Genomic DNA, 16,664 nt, shown 5'->3' with positions numbered 1-16,664 from the left:
GTGGGAGCGGGCTTGCCCCGCGATGAGGCTACATGTCGTAAACGCACCTTTGCGTGGCGTCCGTAGGCATCTGGGCTGTCTGCGTCGGTCATACCATCGCTGCAAAAGGGCAATTGCCCGACAAGAACCGATGCCGCTGCCGGGAGAGACTGCGATGTTCAGCAAGCAAGACCAGATCCAGGGTTATGACGATGCACTGCTGGCGGCGATCAATGCCGAAGAGCAACGCCAGGAAGATCACATCGAGTTGATCGCCTCGGAAAACTACACCAGCAAGCGCGTCATGCAGGCCCAGGGCAGCGGCCTGACCAACAAATACGCCGAAGGCTATCCGGGTAAGCGCTACTACGGCGGTTGCGAACATGTGGATAAAGTCGAGCAATTGGCCATCGACCGCGCCAAGCAGCTGTTCGGCGCCGAATACGCCAACGTCCAGCCGCACTCCGGCTCCTCGGCCAACAGTGCCGTGTACCTGGCCTTGCTGCAGGCTGGCGATACCATCCTGGGTATGAGCCTGGCCCACGGCGGTCACCTGACCCACGGCGCCAAGGTGTCGTCCTCGGGCAAGCTGTACAACGCCGTGCAGTACGGCATCGACACCAAAACAGGCCTGATCGACTACGACGAAGTCGAGCGCCTGGCGCTGGAGAACAAGCCGAAGATGATCGTCGCCGGGTTCTCGGCCTACTCGAAAACCCTCGATTTCCCACGCTTTCGTCAGATTGCCGACAAGGTTGGCGCTTACCTGTTTGTCGACATGGCCCACGTTGCCGGCCTGGTCGCCGCTGGCCTGTACCCGAACCCGCTGCCCTACGCTGACGTGGTCACCACCACCACCCACAAGACCTTGCGCGGCCCGCGTGGCGGACTGATTTTGGCGCGCAGCAATGAAGAGATCGAGAAGAAGCTCAACGCCGCGGTGTTCCCCGGCGCCCAGGGCGGCCCGCTGATGCACGTGATCGCCGCCAAGGCGGTGTGCTTCAAGGAGGCGCTTGAGCCTGGCTTCAAGACCTATCAGCAGCAGGTGATCGACAACGCCCAGGCCATGGCCGAGGTGTTCATCAAGCGCGGCTATGACGTGGTCTCTGGCGGCACCGACAACCACCTGTTCCTGGTCAGCCTGATCCGCCAGGGCCTGACCGGCAAAGAGGCCGACGCCGCCCTGGGCCGCGCGCACATTACCGTCAACAAGAACGCCGTGCCCAACGACCCGCAGTCGCCGTTCGTCACCTCCGGCCTGCGCATCGGCACCCCGGCGGTCACCAGCCGTGGCTTCAAGGTCAGCCAGTGCGTGGAGCTGGCCGGCTGGATCTGCGACATCCTCGATAACCTCGGCGATGCCGATGTCGAGGCCGATGTTGCGAAGAACGTGTCGGCACTCTGTGCAGATTTTCCGGTATATCGCTGAGTGGTCCAGGAGTAAAGACTATGCAACGTTACTCAGGCTTCGGCCTCTTCAAGCACTCGCTCAGCCACCACGAAAACTGGCAGCGCATGTGGCGCACGCCCACCCCGAAAAAAGTCTACGACGTGGTCATCGTCGGTGGTGGCGGGCATGGCCTGGCCACCGCCTACTACCTGGCCAAGGAACACGGCATCACCAACGTGGCAGTGGTCGAGAAAGGCTGGCTGGGTGGCGGCAACACCGCGCGCAACACCACCATCGTCCGTTCCAACTACCTGTGGGACGAGTCGGCGCACCTGTATGAACACGCGATGAAGCTCTGGGAAGGGCTGTCGCAAGACATCAACTACAACGTGATGTTCTCCCAGCGCGGGGTCTACAACCTCTGCCATACCTTGCAGGACATGCGTGACTCCGAGCGCCGGGTCAGTGCCAACCGTCTCAATGGCGTCGACGGCGAGCTGCTCAACGCTCAACAAGTAGCTGAAGAAATCCCGTACCTGGATTGCTCGAAGAACACCCGCTACCCGATCATTGGCGCCACCGTCCAACGCCGTGGTGGCGTGGCTCGTCACGACGCCGTGGCCTGGGGCTTCGCCCGTGCCGCCGACGCCCTGGGCGTCGACCTGATCCAGCAGACCGAAGTGATCGGCTTTCGCAAGGAAAACGGCGTGGTTATCGGCGTCGAGACCAACAAGGGCTTCATCGGCGCCAAGCGCGTCGGCGTGGTCACCGCCGGTAACTCCGGGCACATGGCCAAGCTCGCAGGTTTTCGCCTGCCGATCGAATCGCATCCGCTGCAAGCCCTGGTATCCGAGCCGCTCAAGCCGATCATCGACAGTGTGATCATGTCCAACGCCGTGCACGGTTACATCAGCCAGTCGGACAAAGGCGACCTGGTCATCGGCGCCGGCATCGACGGCTGGGTCGGCTACGGTCAGCGCGGTTCGTACCCGGTCATCGAGCACACCCTGCAGGCAATCGTCGAAATGTTCCCGATCCTCTCGCGGGTACGCATGAACCGCCAGTGGGGCGGCATCGTCGATACCACCCCGGACGCCTGCCCGATCATCTCCAAAACCCCGGTGAAGAACATGTTCTTCAACTGCGGCTGGGGCACCGGCGGCTTCAAGGCCACACCGGGCTCGGGCAACGTCTTTGCCGCAAGCCTGGCCAAGGGCGAAATGCACCCGCTGGCCAAACCCTTTTCCATCGACCGTTTCCACAACGGTGCACTGATCGACGAACACGGCGCCGCCGCTGTCGCCCACTAACAGGAGAAATCCCCATGTTGCATATCTTCTGTCCCCACTGCGGCGAGCTGCGCTCCGAAGAGGAGTTCCATGCCGCAGGCCAGGCGCACATTCCCCGGCCGCTGGACCCCAACGCCTGCTCCGACGAGGAGTGGGGCGACTACATGTTCTTTCGCGACAACCCCCGTGGCCTGCACCACGAGCTGTGGATTCATGCCGCCGGTTGCCGTCAGTACTTCAACGCCACGCGTGACACGCTGACCTACGAAATTCTCGAAACCTATCCGATCGGCGCCAAGCCGCAGGTCACCGGCAAGAGCACCAGCCCGCAGTTGGCAGTCAGTGGTCAGGGAGAAAAGGTATGAGCCAGGTCTATCGCCTGTCCAACGGTGGTCGCATCGACCGCAGCAAAGTCTTGAACTTCACCTTCAACGGCCAGACCTACCAGGGCTTTGCCGGTGACACCCTGGCCGCTGCATTGCTGGCCAACGGCGTCGACATCGTCGGGCGCAGCTTCAAGTACTCGCGCCCCCGCGGGATCATTGCCGCAGGTACCGAGGAACCCAACGCCATTCTGCAGATCGGCGCCACCGAAGCCACCCAGGTACCCAACGTGCGCGCCACTCAGCAGGCGCTGTACGCTGGCCTTGTGGCCACCAGCACCAATGGCTGGCCGAACGTGAACAACGACGTCATGGGCATTCTCGGCAAGGTCGGCGGCAAGCTGATGCCGCCGGGCTTCTACTACAAGACGTTCATGTACCCGCAGTCGTTCTGGATGACTTACGAGAAGTACATCCGCAAAGCCGCCGGCCTTGGCCGTGCGCCATTGCAGAACGACCCGGACAGCTACGACTACATGAACCACCACTGCGACGTGCTGGTGGTCGGCGCAGGCCCTGCCGGCCTGGCCGCAGCCCTGGCCGCGGGCCGCAGCGGCGCGCGGGTGATCCTTGCCGATGAACAGGAAGAGTTTGGCGGCAGCCTGCTCGACAGCCGTGAAACCCTCGACGGCAAACCGGCCGCCGACTGGGTTGCGGCGGTGGTCGCTGAACTCAAGCAACTGCCGGAAGTTACCCTGTTGCCACGGGCGACGGTCAACGGCTACCACGATCACAACTTCCTCACCATTCACGAGCGCCTGACCGACCATCTCGGCGATCGCGCGCCGATCGGCCAGGTGCGCCAGCGCATGCACCGGGTACGCGCCAAGCGTGTGGTGCTGGCGACCGGCGCCCATGAGCGGCCTTTGGTGTACGGCAACAACGACGTGCCGGGCAACATGCTCGCCGGCGCGGTCTCGACTTACGTGCGCCGCTACGGCGTGGCGCCGGGGCGCAAGCTGGTGCTGTCGACCAACAACGACCATGCCTACCGCGTGGCCCTGGACTGGCACGACGCCGGCCTGAACGTGGTCGCCGTCGCCGATGCCCGCCACAACCCGCGCGGTTCGCTGGTGGAAGAGGCGCGCGCCAAGGGCATCCGCATCCTTACCTCCAGCGCGGTCATCGAAACGCGCGGCAGCAAGCACGTGACTGCAGCCCGCGTCGCCGCCATCGACGTCAAGGCGCATAAGGTCAGCAGCCCCGGTGAGTGGCTGGATTGCGACCTGGTGGCCACTTCCGGCGGCTACAGCCCGGTGGTGCACCTGGCTTCGCACCTGGGCGGCAAGCCGGTCTGGCGTGAAGACATTCTCGGTTTCGTACCCGGTGAAGCGCCGCAGAAACGCGTGTGCGTGGGTGGCATCAACGGCGTATTCGCCCTCGGCGATACCCTCGCCGACGGCTTTGAAGGCGGCGTGCGCGCTGCCACCGAAGCTGGCTTCAAGGCGGTGCTGGGGGTGATTCCGAAGGTTCTGGCGCGTCAGGAAGAGCCCACCTTGGCGCTGTTCCAGGTGCCCCACGACAAGAACACCGCACGGGCGCCGAAGCAGTTCGTCGACCAGCAGAACGATGTCACCGCCGCTGCCATCGAACTGGCCACCCGCGAAGGCTTCGAGTCGGTCGAGCACGTCAAGCGCTACACCGCCCTGGGCTTTGGTACCGACCAGGGCAAGCTCGGCAACATCAACGGCCTGGCGATTGCCGCCCGCTCGATGGGCATCACCATCCCGGAAATGGGCACCACCATGTTCCGCCCCAACTACACGCCGATCACCTTCGGTGCGGTGGCGGGCCGGCACTGCGGGCACCTGTTCGAGCCGGTACGCTTTACCGCCCTGCACGCCTGGCATGTGAAGAATGGCGCCGAATTCGAGGATGTTGGCCAGTGGAAACGCCCTTGGTACTTCCCGCGCAACGGCGAGGACATCCATGCCGCCGTGGCTCGCGAGTGCAAGGCGGTGCGTGACAGCGTCGGCCTGCTCGACGCCTCGACCCTGGGCAAGATCGATATCCAGGGCCCGGACGCGCGCGAATTCCTCAACCGCATCTACACCAACGCCTGGACCAAGCTCGACGTCGGCAAGGCCCGCTATGGCCTGATGTGCAAGGAAGACGGCATGGTCTTCGACGATGGCGTGACCGCCTGCGTTGGCGACAACCACTTCATCATGACCACCACCACCGGTGGCGCGGCAAGGGTGTTGCAGTGGCTGGAGATCTACCAGCAGACCGAATGGCCGGAGCTCAAGGTGTACTTCACCTCGGTCACCGACCACTGGGCGACCCTGACCCTGTCGGGCCCCAACAGCCGCAAGCTGCTCAGCGAAGTCAGCGATATCGACCTGGACAAGGACGCCTTCCCGTTCATGACCTGGAAGGAAGGCCTGGTCGGCGGTGTGCCGGCGCGGGTGTTCCGCATCTCGTTCACCGGCGAGTTGTCGTACGAAGTCAACGTCCAGGCCAACTACGCCATGGGCGTGCTGGAGAAGATCGTCGCTGCCGGCAAGCAATACAACCTGACCCCGTACGGCACTGAAACCATGCACGTACTGCGGGCCGAGAAGGGCTTCATCATCGTCGGCCAGGACACTGACGGCTCGATGACCCCGGACGACCTCAACATGGGCTGGTGTGTTGGCCGCACCAAACCCTTCTCGTGGATCGGCTGGCGCGGCATGAACCGTGAAGACTGCGTGCGTGAGAACCGCAAGCAACTGGTCGGGCTCAAGCCGGTCGACCCCAACAAGTGGCTGCCGGAAGGCGCGCAACTGGTGTTCGACCCGAAACAACCGATCCCGATGGACATGGTCGGCCACGTCACCTCCAGCTACGCCAGCAACTCCCTGGGTTATTCGTTTGCCATGGGTGTGGTCAAGGGCGGGCTCAAACGCATCGGCGAGCGGGTCTACTCGCCACAGGCCGATGGCAGCGTGATCGAGGCCGAGATCTGTTCTTCGGTGTTCTTCGATCCGAAGGGTGAGCGGCAGAACATCTAATCGACTTGTTGGCCAGATGACCTGTGGGAGCCGGCCTTGCCGGCGATGGGGCGCGTAGCCGCCCCGATTTTGGCAAGGCTGCGCCTTGCATCGCCGGCAAGGCCGGCTCCCACAGGTTACTTGCCCTACCGAACGCGAATTCAAGGCAGGTGTGTAATGAGCACGATCAACCTCTACCAGCAACGCCCCGGCAACGACGCCAAGGCCGAAACGCCGCTGCACCACGCCGACCTGCCGAGCCTGATCGGCAAGGGTCGCAAGAACGCCGGGGTAACCCTGCGCGAGAAAAAGCTCCTCGGTCACCTGACCCTGCGTGGCGATGGCAAGGACCCAGCCTTTGCCGGCGGAGTGTTCAAGGCCCTGGGCCTGGAGCTGCCGGTGGCCCTGACCGTGGTCGCCAACGGCGAGATGTCGCTGCAGTGGCTGGGCCCGGACGAGTGGCTGCTGATCGTTCCCGGCGGTGAGGAATTTGTCGTCGAGCAAAAGCTGCGCGACGCCCTCGATGGCCTGCACATTCAGATCGTCAACGTCAGCGGCGGGCAAACCGTGCTGGAACTGAGCGGCCCCAACGTGCGCGACGTGCTGATGAAGTCCACCAGCTACGATGTACATCCAAACAACTTCCCGGTAGGCAAGGCCGTCGGCACGGTGTTCGCCAAGTCGCAACTGGTGATTCGCCGCACCGGTGAAGAAACCTGGGAACTGCTGATCCGCCGCAGTTTCTCCGACTACTGGTGGCTGTGGTTGCAGGATGCCTCCGCCGAATACGGCCTGAGCATTCAGGCCTAAGGAGCAATGCCATGAGTCGTGCACCGGACACCTGGATTCTCACCGCCGACTGCCCGAGCCTGCTCGGCACGGTCGATGCGGTGACGCGTTACCTGTTCGAGCAGCACTGCTATGTCACCGAGCACCACTCGTTCGATGACCGGCTGTCCGGGCGCTTTTTCATTCGCGTGGAATTCCGCCAGCCGGATGACTTCGACGAGGCCAGTTTTCGCGCAGGCCTGGCCGAGCGCGGCGAGGCGTTTGGCATGCTGTTCGAGCTGACCGCGCCCAAGCACCGACCGAAAGTGGTGATCATGGTCTCCAAGGCCGATCACTGCCTCAACGACTTGCTCTATCGCCAGCGTATCGGCCAGTTGAGCATGGACGTGGTGGCAGTGATTTCCAACCACCCGGACCTCGAGCCCCTGGCCCACTGGCACCGCATTCCCTATTACCACTTTGCCCTCGACCCCCATGACAAACCGGCGCAGGAGCGCAAGGTGCTGCAGGTGATCGAGGAGTCCGGCGCCGAGTTGGTGATCCTTGCCCGCTACATGCAGGTGCTGTCGCCCGAACTGTGCCGCAAGCTCGACGGCTGGGCGATCAACATCCATCACTCGCTGCTGCCCGGTTTCAAGGGCGCCAAGCCCTACCATCAGGCCTACAACAAGGGGGTGAAACTGGTCGGCGCCACCGCCCACTACATCAACAACGACCTCGACGAAGGGCCGATCATCGCCCAGGGTGTCGAGGCGGTGGACCACAGCCATTACCCCGAAGACCTGATTGCCAAGGGCCGTGATATTGAGTGCCTGACCCTGGCGCGGGCGGTGGGGTATCACATCGAGCGGCGGGTGTTTCTCAATGCCAACCGGACGGTAGTGCTCTGACAGCTCAAAAAAAGATTCCAGTAACACAGCGCCGCCCAAGGGCAGCGCACTTTGCACCGCTACATAACAACAAACTTTAGCGAGGTGAAAGCATGTCTGGTAATCGTGGTGTGGTGTATCTCGGCGCTGGCAAGGTCGAGGTGCAGAAGATTGACTACCCGAAAATGCAGGACCCGCGCGGTCGCAAGATCGAGCACGGGGTGATCCTGCGGGTGGTCTCCACCAACATCTGTGGCTCCGACCAGCACATGGTCCGTGGCCGTACCACGGCTCAGGTCGGCCTGGTGCTGGGCCATGAAATCACCGGCGAAGTCATCGAGAAAGGCAGGGACGTCGAAAACCTGCAGATCGGCGACCTGGTCTCGGTGCCCTTCAACGTTGCCTGCGGCCGCTGCCGCTCGTGCAAAGAACAGCACACCGGCGTCTGCCTTACCGTCAACCCGGCCCGCGCCGGTGGCGCCTACGGTTATGTCGACATGGGCGACTGGACCGGCGGCCAGGCCGAATATGTGCTGGTGCCCTACGCCGACTTCAACCTGCTGAAACTACCGAATCGCGACAAGGCCATGGAGAAGATCCGCGACCTGACCTGCCTGTCGGACATCCTCCCTACCGGCTATCACGGTGCGGTGACGGCCGGGGTTGGCCCGGGCAGTTCGGTGTACATCGCCGGTGCCGGCCCGGTTGGCCTGGCTGCTGCCGCGTCGGCGCGCCTGCTGGGCGCTGCGGTGGTGATCGTCGGCGACGTCAACCCGGTGCGCCTGGCCCACGCCAAGGCCCAGGGTTTTGAAATTGCCGACCTGTCCCAGGACACCCCGCTGCACGAACAGATCGCCAACCTGCTGGGCGAGCCGGAAGTCGACTGCGCAGTCGATGCCGTGGGTTTCGAAGCCCGTGGCCACGGCCATGCCGGCGCCAAGCACGAAGCCCCGGCCACCGTGCTCAATTCGTTGATGGGCGTGGTGCGGGTTGCCGGCAAGATCGGTATCCCTGGCCTGTATGTCACCGAAGACCCGGGCGCGGTGGATGCCGCGGCAAAAATCGGCAGCCTGAGCATCCGCTTTGGTCTTGGCTGGGCCAAGTCGCACAGCTTCCACACCGGGCAAACCCCGGTAATGAAGTACAACCGCCAGCTGATGCAGGCGATCATGTGGGACCGCATCAACATTGCCGAAGTGGTCGGTGTGCAGGTGATCAGCCTTGACCAGGCACCTGAAGGCTATGGCGAGTTCGACGCCGGCGTGCCGAAGAAATTCGTCATCGACCCGCACAAGCTGTTCAGCGCCGCCTGATGTTCCAAAAGACCGCTTAAGGGCCGCTGTGCGGCCCATCGCCGGCAACGCCCACAGGCAAGCTGACACATCGACACTGTGGGAGCCGGCGTTGCCGGCGATAAGGTCACCACCACTTGCGGAACAATCCCCCGCCCACAAGGTCAAAACCCTCGTTTTCCCTGCCTTAACGGCTGACGAGGTATTTCGATGAAACGTTTCGCACTGGTCACCCTGATGACCCTGGCTGCCACCCCGGTGTTCGCAGGCTTCAGCCTCAATGACGCGGCCAATGTCTACAACGCCGCCAAAGGCAACAGTGGCGATGCCGCGGTGCAGGCTCCAGCCGCTTCGGCGAACCTGCTCAATACCCTCGGCAGCGAACTCAAGGTCACCCCCGAACAAGCCATCGGCGGTACCGGCGCTTTGTTGGGCCTGGCCAAGAATCAGCTCAGCAGCGGCGACTACGAGCAACTGAGCAAAGCCGTACCCGGCCTTGACCTGCTTTCCGGCGAGAAGGCCTTGGGCGGTTTGAACGGTCTGGGCACGCTGCTGGGCAAGAGCGACAAGTCCTCGGCCCTGAGTAATGCCCTGGGGAATGTCAAAGACACCAACGACCTCAACAACGCCTTCAGCGCGCTGGGCATGGACACCGGCATGATCGGCCAGTTTGCCCCGCTGATCCTGCAGTACCTGGGCCAGCAGGGCGTCGGCGGCTCGCTGCTGCAGAGCCTGGGTAGCCTGTGGGGTACCGGTGCTGGCGTACCTTCCGTGTAAGGCAGGTATTTGCGCGGGCGGGGCGGTGTGCTATATGTCCCGCCCCGTTTTACAAGGAAGTGTGATTCGCCATGTTCATGGATGCCCTGAAGATGTCTTTGCCTGCCGACGCCGTGCTCGGCTTTATGGTCTATATGCTCGGCGCCGCCGTGCTGTTCGCCCTCTACGCATTCATCTACACCCGCCTGACGCCGTACAACGAGTTGCGCCTGATCCGCGAAGGCAACAATGCCGCAGCCATTGCTCTGGCTGGCGCCTTGATCGGCTTTGCGATTCCGGTGGCCAGTGCCATTTCCCATTCGATTTCCCTGCTCGACTTCCTGCTTTGGGCGCTGATTGCCGCCGTGGTGCAGTTGCTGGCGTTCGTGGTGGTCAACCGCTGTGTCAAAGGCATGGCCGAACGGGTTGCCCGCCAGGAGACCGCCTCGGCGATTTTGCTGGCCGCCGTGTCCATCGGCATTGGCCTGCTCAACGCCGCCTGCATGACCCCCGCCGCCTGATCAGGGACGATCGACAATGAAACGCAGCAAAACCATTCGCCTGGTCGCCCTCGGCAGCCTGCCGCTGGTGCTGTCCGCCTGTGGCGACCGGCCGACCAAGATCATCAGCGAAACCAAGCGCTACCAGGACGTCGACTATTGCGTCATGGACGGCAAGCCGCGCCAGGTGTGCCAGCAGGCCTGGGTCGCGGCACAAAACCACCATGCCGCCAACGTCCCGCGCTTTTTGACCGCCGAGGCCTGTGAGGCGGTCTATTTCAAGTGCGATTTTCGCCGTTACGCCAACAACTATGTGCCGCCGATGGAAGGCTTTGCCCTGACCACCGAACGCCAGGTGTACGCCGATGATGAGAACGACAGCAGCAGCTCGTCGACCAATAGCTCATCGTCGAGCGGCGGTTCCGGCGGCGGTCGTCGCTATTACGAGTACACCGACACCGACCCGCGTTATTCGACCGAGGCGATCTATCACGAGCGCGACGGGCGCAATGCGTTCAAGGTCAGCACCCTGACCGAGCAAGTGGCAAACCACAATTACTACGCCGGCCTGGACACCTCGCATCCGGCTTCGCAGCCGTTCAGTGAGGCCGCGCAGCATGCAGCGATGAGCGGTAGCGGGGGCAGCGTTGCCAGCAGCGACCCGGCGCACGTGGGCAGCGCCCATCCGGCGATTATCCCCATGGCCCAGTCAAACAAGCTGATCAGCTCGGCACGGCCATTTGCGGTGGGCACCCACAACGGTTTTGTCTCGCGTGCTTCGGGGCGTGGCGGCTTCGCTTCCTGAACGAGGTCAGCCGATGAAACGCAGCAAATCCCTGCGCCTGCTGGCCTTGGGTAGCCTGCCGTTGGTACTCAGCGCCTGCGACAACCAGATGGCGGCAATCAAGCCGTATAGCGAGGTGCGTCACCATCAAGGCGTGCAGCAGTGCATTGGCAGTGGCACCCGCGCCGAAGCATGCAATGAGGCACGGGATGTCGCGCAGCAGTTGCATTATGCCCACGCGCCGCGCTTTGACGACCTCAACGCCTGCCAGCTGCGCTTTGAGCACTGCCAGCAGGCCGAGGGCAACGGTTTTTTTCTGCCGGCCATGGACGGTTTCAAGCTGACCACCGAGCGCCAGGTCTACGACGACGGGGTGCCTATCGATCAGGCGCACTGGACCAGCCTGCGTTATGTCGATGCCGCGCCGCGCTATCTGGCGGAGCCTGTGTACCGGGCGCGCAAGGGCCGCGAGGCGTTTGCCAGCAGTGCATTGAGTGAACAGGGCAGGGCCGATGTGGCACCTGCGCTATTGCGTGTTTTTGGCGGTAACAGCTACGGCTCGACGCGCTGGTTGACCCTGGATAGCAACGGGTTCAACAGCCGCTCGTCGCTGCGCAGCTACAGCACCTGAGGATTGCAGATGAAGCGAATTTCCATCGCCCCGCGCCCGGACTGGCGCGCCACCGCCGAGCACTTCGGTTTCAATTTCCACACCTTCGGCGACGAGCCCTACTGGGACGAGTCGGCCTATTACCAGTTCAGCCTGCGGCAGATCGAAGACGATCTCGAGGAACCCACCCGCGAGCTGCATGAGCTGTGCATGGCGCTGGTGGCCGAGGTGGTCGACAGTGAAGAGCTGCTCGAGCGCCTGGCGATTCCGGCGCCGTACTTCGATCTGATCCGCCGCTCGTGGCGCGACGGCCACCCGCATTTCTACGGGCGCATGGACCTGTGTTACGACGGCAAGGGCCCGGCCAAGCTGCTGGAGGCCAACTACGACACGCCGACGTCACTCTACGAAGCCAGTTTCTTCCAGTACCTGTGGCTTGAGCAGCAGATGCAGCGCGGCATGCTGCCGGCCGACGCCGATCAGTTCAACAGCCTGGAAGACAAACTCACTCAGGTGATGGGTGCCAGTACCTTCGCCACGCCGTTCTATTTTTCCTCGGTCAAAGACTCGATCGAAGACCGCGGCACCGTCGAATACCTGCGCGATATCGCCCTGGGCGCCGGGCTGGATGCGCGCCTGGTGGACATGGAAGACATCGGCCTGAGCCGCGGCGGGCGTTTTGTCGATGACGTTGGCGCACCGATCCCGAGCCTGTTCAAGCTCTACCCCTGGGAAGACATCTTCCACGACCCCTACGGACCGGCGATTGCCAGCAGCGGCACACTTTTCGTCGAGCCGCCGTGGAAGGCGATTCTTTCCAACAAGGGCATGCTCGCGCTGCTGTGGGAGCGCCACCAGGGCCATCCGAACCTGCTGCCGGCGTTTATCGAGCAAGTGCCGGGCGCGCCCCTCGACAAGGGCTGGGTGCGCAAGCCGTTCTTCTCGCGCGAAGGCGCCAATATCGAGATCCACACCGGCAGCGGCAAGCGGGTGGTCGAAGACGGCCCGTACGGCGGCGGGCCGAGCATCATCCAGCAGTTCCAGGCCCTGCCGCGCTTTGGCGACAGCTACACGGTGATCGGCAGCTGGGTGGTCGGCGATCTGCCGGCGGGCATCGGCATTCGCGAAGACAATTCGCTGATCACCAAGGACAGCAGCCGCTTTTTGCCCCACGCGATCATCGACTGATCAGCGCAGTTCGGCGCGCAAGGCCTCGATGCGGGCGTCCTTGGCGTGCCAGAGCTGATTGACCCAGTCTTGCACGACCTGACGAAACGCCGGGTCGTTCTCGTAGTCGCCGCTCCACAGCGCCGGGTCCAGCTCATGCACCTGGATGTCGATAATCACCTTGGGCAAATTGCCGCTGAGCAGGTCCCAGAACCCTGGGGCCTTGTCGCCGGGGTAGACGATGGTGACATCCAGCAGGGCGTCGAGCTGTTCGCCCAGCGCCGCCAGCACGAAAGCCACGCCGCCGGCCTTGGGCTTGAGCAGATGCTTGAAGGGTGACTGTTGGACGGCGCGTTTGGCTTCGGTGAAGCGCGTGCCTTCGAGGTAGTTGACCACGGTCACCGGCTGGCGCTTGAACAGCTCGCAGGCGGCCTTGGTGATTTCCAGGTCCTGGCCCTTGAGCTCGGGGTGCTTGTCGAGGAAGGCCTTGCTGTAGCGCTTCATGAACGGGTAGTCCAGTGCCCACCAGGCCAGGCCCAGCAGCGGTACCCAGATCAGCTCCTTTTTCAGGAAGAACTTGAAGAACGGAATGCGCCGGTTGAGCACCTGGATCAGCGCCGGGATATCCACCCAGCTCTGGTGGTTGCTGACGGCCAGGTACGAGGTGTCGAGGCGCAGGTCGGCGGCACCGCGCACGTCCCAGCGGGTCGGGATGCACAGGCGGAAGATCAGTTTGTCGATCTCGGCCCAGGTTTCGGCGATCCACATCACCGCCCACGAGGCATAGTCACGGTAACGGCCGGGCAGGACCAGTTTGAGCAGGGCGAAGACCATCAGCGGGCCGATCAGGACCAGGGTGTTGAGCAGCAACAGCAAGGTCACAAGAATGCCCGTCAGCAAGCGGCGCATAAGAAAGCTCTTATATTCAAGTAAGCGGTCGGCAATGATAAGCACCCAGTCGGCGTACGCCAAATGCTCCGGTCTGCTCCTGCCGGACAAATGTTTCACATTGTGTTGAATAAGCTATTGGCGCGAACCTATCCTGCCTTCGCAGTCTAAACACTGTCTTATCTCAAGGAAGCGGATCCTGTGAAATCGGTACTTGCACTGCTGTCCCTGTTGGCCCTGCCGGTCATGGCCGCCGAGCCGACCCTGTATGGCCGCTACGAATACATCAAACTGCCGGAAGTCGGCGGCCAGACCTTCAAGGCCAAGATGGACACCGGCGCGCTGACCGCCTCGCTGTCGGCCAAGGACATCGAAACCTTCACCCGTGACGGCGAAGAGTGGGTGCGCTTTCGGGTCGCCACCAAGGACGCCGACGGCAAGGTCTATGAACACAAGCTGGCGCGTATCAGCAAGATCAAGAACCGCGCCGATGAAGACGAAGACGGCGAAGGCGCCGAGATCAGCAAGCGCCCGGTGGTCGACCTGGAACTGTGCCTGGGCGACGTCAAGCGCACCGTCGAGGTCAACCTGACCGACCGCAGCAGTTTCAACTACCCGTTGCTGATCGGCGCCAAGGCGCTGCGCGAGTTCAAGGCGGCGGTAAATCCGGCGCGGCGGTTCACGGCTGACAAGCCGGACTGCTAAGCAACTCCAGCTGCAAGCTTTAAGCTACAAGCTGCAAGAAAAAGCGGTTCAGTGTAACTTCACGCGATCCGCTTCTTCTTGAAGCTTGTAGCTTGAGGCTTGCAGCTCCAGATGCCCCACATTTTGATTGTCGAAGACGAAGCGGCCATCGCCGATACGCTGATTTTCGCCCTGCAAGGCGACGGTCACAGCACCGAGTGGGTGACCCTGGGCAGCGCCGCGCTGGAGCAGCAACGCCAGCGCCCGGCCGACCTGATCATCCTCGACATTGGCTTGCCGGACATCAGCGGTTTTGAAACCTGCCGGCAACTGCGCCGTTTCAGCGAGGTGCCGGTGATGTTCCTCAGCGCCCGCGACGGTGAGATTGACCGGGTGGTAGGCCTGGAAATCGGCGCCGACGATTATGTGGTCAAACCCTTCAGCCCCCGTGAAGTGGCGGCCCGCGTGCGGGCGATCCTCAAGCGCATGGCGCCGCGCGCGGAGCCTGCGGCCAGCGCCGCGGAACTGTTCCAGGTCGATACCCTGCGCATGCAGATCCACTACCGTGGCCAGGCCCTGAGCCTGACCCGCCACGAGTTTCGCCTGCTGCAAAGCTTGCTGGAACAACCGGAGCGGGTATTCAGCCGCGAGCAACTGCTCGATGCCGTCGGGGTTGCTGCCGATGCCGGCTACGAGCGCAGCATCGACAGCCATATCAAGAGCCTGCGCGCCAAGCTGCGCGCGGTGGCCGCCGACGCCGAGCCGATCCAGACCCACCGCGGCCTTGGCTACAGCTACAGCCCGAGCCATAGCTGATGCGCCTGGGGATCCGGATTTTCCTGGTGTACTTCCTGTTCGTCGGGCTGACCGGCTATTTCATCCTCAGTACCGTGCGCGAGCAGATTCGCCCAGGTGTACGCCAGTCCACCGAGGAAACCCTGGTCGACACCGCCAACCTGCTAGCGGAAATCCTCCACGACGACGTCAAGGCCGGCACCCTTGGCCAGAGCCGTTTGCCGGTGCTGCTGCGCGCTTACGGCCAGCGCCAGCCCAAGGCCGATATCTGGGGCTTGTCGAAGAACCAGGTCAACCACCGCATCTACGTCACCGATGCCCAAGGCAAGGTGCTGCTCGACTCGGCCGGCGTGGCGGTGGGTGAGGATTATTCGCGCTGGAACGACGTCTACCTGACCCTGCGCGGCCAATACGGTGCGCGCTCGACCCGCAGCAACCCGGATGATCCGGATTCGTCGGTGATGCACGTGGCTGCGCCGATCCTCGATGACAGTAAGATCATCGGCGTGATCACCGTGGCCAAGCCGAACAAATCGCTGCAACCCTATATCGACCGTTCCGAGCGGCGCCTGATGTACCTCGGCCTGGGCCTGATCGGCCTTGGCCTGCTGGTGGGTGCGGCGCTGTCGTGGTGGCTGGCGCGCTCGTTGCGCAGGCTGACACGCTACGCCCAGGCGGTCAGTGAAGGCGAGCGCACGGCGCTGCCGCATTACCGTGGCGGTGAGCTGTGGCAACTGGCGGCGGCGGTGGAGCGCATGCGCACCCAGCTTGAAGGCAAGGATTACGTCGAGCGCTATGTGCACACCCTGACCCACGAGCTGAAAAGTCCGCTGGCGGCGATTCGCGGCGCCTCCGAGCTGCTCCAGGGGCCGATGAGCGATGAGCAGCGCCAGCGTTTTGCCGGCAATATCGAAAGCGAAAGCGCGCGCATGCAGCAGTTGATCGAACGTCTGCTCAACCTGGCCCAGGTCGAACAGATGCAAGCGCTGGAAGAACAGCAACAGGTGCCGCTGGCGGCATTGGTCGACGAACTGCTGCTGGCCCAGGGCGCACGAATCGAAAGCGCCGAGCTGCAGGTGCGTCAACGTGTGCCCGCGGCGGCGCGCCTGCTCTGTGATCCATTCCTGATGCGCCAGGCTATCGCCAACCTGCTCGACAACGCCCTGGATTTCACTCCGCCCGGCGGTTTGTTGGTGTTCGAGCTTGAACATGGCGACGGCCGCGTGGCCTTGAGCCTGTTCAACCAGGGCGAGTCGATTCCGGACTATGCTCTGGGCCGGCTCAGCGAGCGTTTCTACTCGCTGCCGCGACCGTTGAGTGGGCGCAAGAGCACCGGCCTGGGGCTGAACTTCGTCGAGGAAGTGATGCAGCTGCATGGTGGCGCGCTGGAGGTTGCCAACGTCGAGGACGGCGTGCGCGTGCGTTTGTGGCTGCCGGCCAAGCGCCTGGGCTGAAAACTTCACAGAGTCTGCACACAGGCTCCACATAAGTCCGCAAGGGCTCCATTTCGTTTG

16 protein-coding genes are annotated in these 16,664 nt (G+C 63.1%); 15 read left to right on the top strand and 1 reads right to left on the bottom strand.

What is annotated here, in order from left to right:
- Positions 1-154 precede the first annotated feature (154 nt).
- From glyA to ABIE20_RS12430, 12 genes are all read left to right on the top strand, one after another.
- The gene (glyA, locus tag ABIE20_RS12485; RefSeq protein ID WP_429505357.1) at positions 155-1,408 is read left to right on the top strand and encodes a serine hydroxymethyltransferase; all 1,254 of its coding nucleotides are present in this window, start codon (positions 155-157) and stop codon (positions 1,406-1,408) included.
- Between the two features lie 20 nt (positions 1,409-1,428).
- Positions 1,429-2,679 (top strand): sarcosine oxidase subunit beta family protein, encoded by a 1,251-nt coding sequence (locus ABIE20_RS12480; protein ID WP_038998326.1) that lies wholly within the window; start codon positions 1,429-1,431, stop codon positions 2,677-2,679.
- Between the two features lie 14 nt (positions 2,680-2,693).
- Entirely contained in the window at positions 2,694-3,023 is a 330-nt protein-coding gene (locus tag ABIE20_RS12475; RefSeq protein WP_038998327.1) for a sarcosine oxidase subunit delta, read from the top strand.
- Positions 3,020-6,037 (top strand): sarcosine oxidase subunit alpha, encoded by a 3,018-nt coding sequence (locus tag ABIE20_RS12470; protein WP_429505356.1) that lies wholly within the window; start codon positions 3,020-3,022, stop codon positions 6,035-6,037. Before ABIE20_RS12475 ends, ABIE20_RS12470 begins: the two co-directional genes overlap by 4 nt.
- Before the next feature lie 156 nt (positions 6,038-6,193).
- On the top strand, positions 6,194-6,826 hold the full coding sequence (locus tag ABIE20_RS12465; protein WP_429505355.1) for a sarcosine oxidase subunit gamma: 633 nt from the start codon (positions 6,194-6,196) through the stop codon (positions 6,824-6,826).
- A gap of 11 nt (positions 6,827-6,837) precedes the next feature.
- A complete protein-coding gene (gene purU, locus ABIE20_RS12460; protein WP_429505354.1) occupies positions 6,838-7,695 on the top strand; it encodes a formyltetrahydrofolate deformylase in 858 nt (285 codons plus the stop codon).
- Between the two features lie 92 nt (positions 7,696-7,787).
- Positions 7,788-8,987, top strand: coding sequence for a formaldehyde dehydrogenase, glutathione-independent (gene fdhA / locus ABIE20_RS12455; RefSeq protein ID WP_045199135.1), 1,200 nt, complete (start codon positions 7,788-7,790; stop codon positions 8,985-8,987).
- Positions 8,988-9,176: 189 nt separating this feature from the next.
- Entirely contained in the window at positions 9,177-9,743 is a 567-nt protein-coding gene (locus ABIE20_RS12450; protein WP_429505353.1) for a DUF2780 domain-containing protein, read from the top strand.
- Between the two features lie 71 nt (positions 9,744-9,814).
- Entirely contained in the window at positions 9,815-10,243 is a 429-nt protein-coding gene (locus tag ABIE20_RS12445; protein WP_429505352.1) for a DUF350 domain-containing protein, read from the top strand.
- 16 nt (positions 10,244-10,259) lie between these two features.
- A complete protein-coding gene (locus tag ABIE20_RS12440) occupies positions 10,260-11,027 on the top strand; it encodes a DUF1190 domain-containing protein (protein ID WP_429505351.1) in 768 nt (255 codons plus the stop codon).
- 13 nt (positions 11,028-11,040) lie between these two features.
- The gene (locus ABIE20_RS12435; RefSeq protein WP_429505350.1) at positions 11,041-11,637 is read left to right on the top strand and encodes a DUF1190 domain-containing protein; all 597 of its coding nucleotides are present in this window, start codon (positions 11,041-11,043) and stop codon (positions 11,635-11,637) included.
- 9 nt (positions 11,638-11,646) lie between these two features.
- Positions 11,647-12,804 carry a glutathionylspermidine synthase family protein gene (locus ABIE20_RS12430; protein ID WP_429505349.1) on the top strand — a complete coding sequence of 386 codons (1,158 nt, stop codon included), beginning with the start codon at positions 11,647-11,649 and terminating at the stop codon, positions 12,802-12,804.
- On the opposite strand, the gene ABIE20_RS12425 is transcribed toward ABIE20_RS12430, so the two are convergent.
- Complete coding sequence (locus tag ABIE20_RS12425; protein ID WP_429505348.1) at positions 12,805-13,692, bottom strand: acyltransferase; 888 nt, start codon at positions 13,690-13,692, stop codon at positions 12,805-12,807.
- 180 nt (positions 13,693-13,872) lie between these two features.
- Here ABIE20_RS12425 and ABIE20_RS12420 point away from each other — a divergent pair, with 180 nt between their 5' ends.
- From ABIE20_RS12420 to creC, 3 genes are all read left to right on the top strand, one after another.
- The gene (locus ABIE20_RS12420; RefSeq protein WP_123565318.1) at positions 13,873-14,376 is read left to right on the top strand and encodes an ATP-dependent zinc protease family protein; all 504 of its coding nucleotides are present in this window, start codon (positions 13,873-13,875) and stop codon (positions 14,374-14,376) included.
- Positions 14,377-14,487: 111 nt separating this feature from the next.
- Positions 14,488-15,171 (top strand): two-component system response regulator CreB, encoded by a 684-nt coding sequence (creB, locus tag ABIE20_RS12415; RefSeq protein WP_429505347.1) that lies wholly within the window; start codon positions 14,488-14,490, stop codon positions 15,169-15,171.
- Positions 15,171-16,604 carry a two-component system sensor histidine kinase CreC gene (gene creC / locus ABIE20_RS12410; RefSeq protein ID WP_429505346.1) on the top strand — a complete coding sequence of 478 codons (1,434 nt, stop codon included), beginning with the start codon at positions 15,171-15,173 and terminating at the stop codon, positions 16,602-16,604. The genes creB and creC overlap by 1 nt, the downstream gene beginning before the upstream one ends.
- Positions 16,605-16,664: the final 60 nt, after the last annotated feature.

It is taken from the genome of Pseudomonas sp. 2835, assembly GCF_050435905.1.
GTDB lineage: Bacteria > Pseudomonadota > Gammaproteobacteria > Pseudomonadales > Pseudomonadaceae > Aquipseudomonas.
Note: the sequence above shows the minus strand (reverse complement) of the source record. Positions and strands in the feature narration are given on the sequence as shown.

Bases quoted from the DNA above. Each gene is read 5' to 3' on its own strand.
- ABIE20_RS12445 (WP_429505352.1), top strand. From the start codon at position 9,815: ATGTTCATGGATGCCCTGAAGATGTCTTTGCCTGCCGACGCCGTGCTC.
- ABIE20_RS12475 (WP_038998327.1), top strand. From the start codon at position 2,694: ATGTTGCATATCTTCTGTCCCCACTGCGGCGAGCTGCGCTCCGAAGAG.
- creC (WP_429505346.1), top strand. From the start codon at position 15,171: ATGCGCCTGGGGATCCGGATTTTCCTGGTGTACTTCCTGTTCGTCGGG.
- ABIE20_RS12470 (WP_429505356.1), top strand. From the start codon at position 3,020: ATGAGCCAGGTCTATCGCCTGTCCAACGGTGGTCGCATCGACCGCAGC.
- ABIE20_RS12425 (WP_429505348.1), bottom strand. From the start codon at position 13,692: ATGCGCCGCTTGCTGACGGGCATTCTTGTGACCTTGCTGTTGCTGCTC.
- ABIE20_RS12465 (WP_429505355.1), top strand. From the start codon at position 6,194: ATGAGCACGATCAACCTCTACCAGCAACGCCCCGGCAACGACGCCAAG.
- ABIE20_RS12480 (WP_038998326.1), top strand. From the start codon at position 1,429: ATGCAACGTTACTCAGGCTTCGGCCTCTTCAAGCACTCGCTCAGCCAC.
- ABIE20_RS12430 (WP_429505349.1), top strand. From the start codon at position 11,647: ATGAAGCGAATTTCCATCGCCCCGCGCCCGGACTGGCGCGCCACCGCC.
- creB (WP_429505347.1), top strand. From the start codon at position 14,488: ATGCCCCACATTTTGATTGTCGAAGACGAAGCGGCCATCGCCGATACG.
- glyA (WP_429505357.1), top strand. From the start codon at position 155: ATGTTCAGCAAGCAAGACCAGATCCAGGGTTATGACGATGCACTGCTG.
- ABIE20_RS12440 (WP_429505351.1), top strand. From the start codon at position 10,260: ATGAAACGCAGCAAAACCATTCGCCTGGTCGCCCTCGGCAGCCTGCCG.
- ABIE20_RS12450 (WP_429505353.1), top strand. From the start codon at position 9,177: ATGAAACGTTTCGCACTGGTCACCCTGATGACCCTGGCTGCCACCCCG.
- ABIE20_RS12435 (WP_429505350.1), top strand. From the start codon at position 11,041: ATGAAACGCAGCAAATCCCTGCGCCTGCTGGCCTTGGGTAGCCTGCCG.
- purU (WP_429505354.1), top strand. From the start codon at position 6,838: ATGAGTCGTGCACCGGACACCTGGATTCTCACCGCCGACTGCCCGAGC.
- fdhA (WP_045199135.1), top strand. From the start codon at position 7,788: ATGTCTGGTAATCGTGGTGTGGTGTATCTCGGCGCTGGCAAGGTCGAG.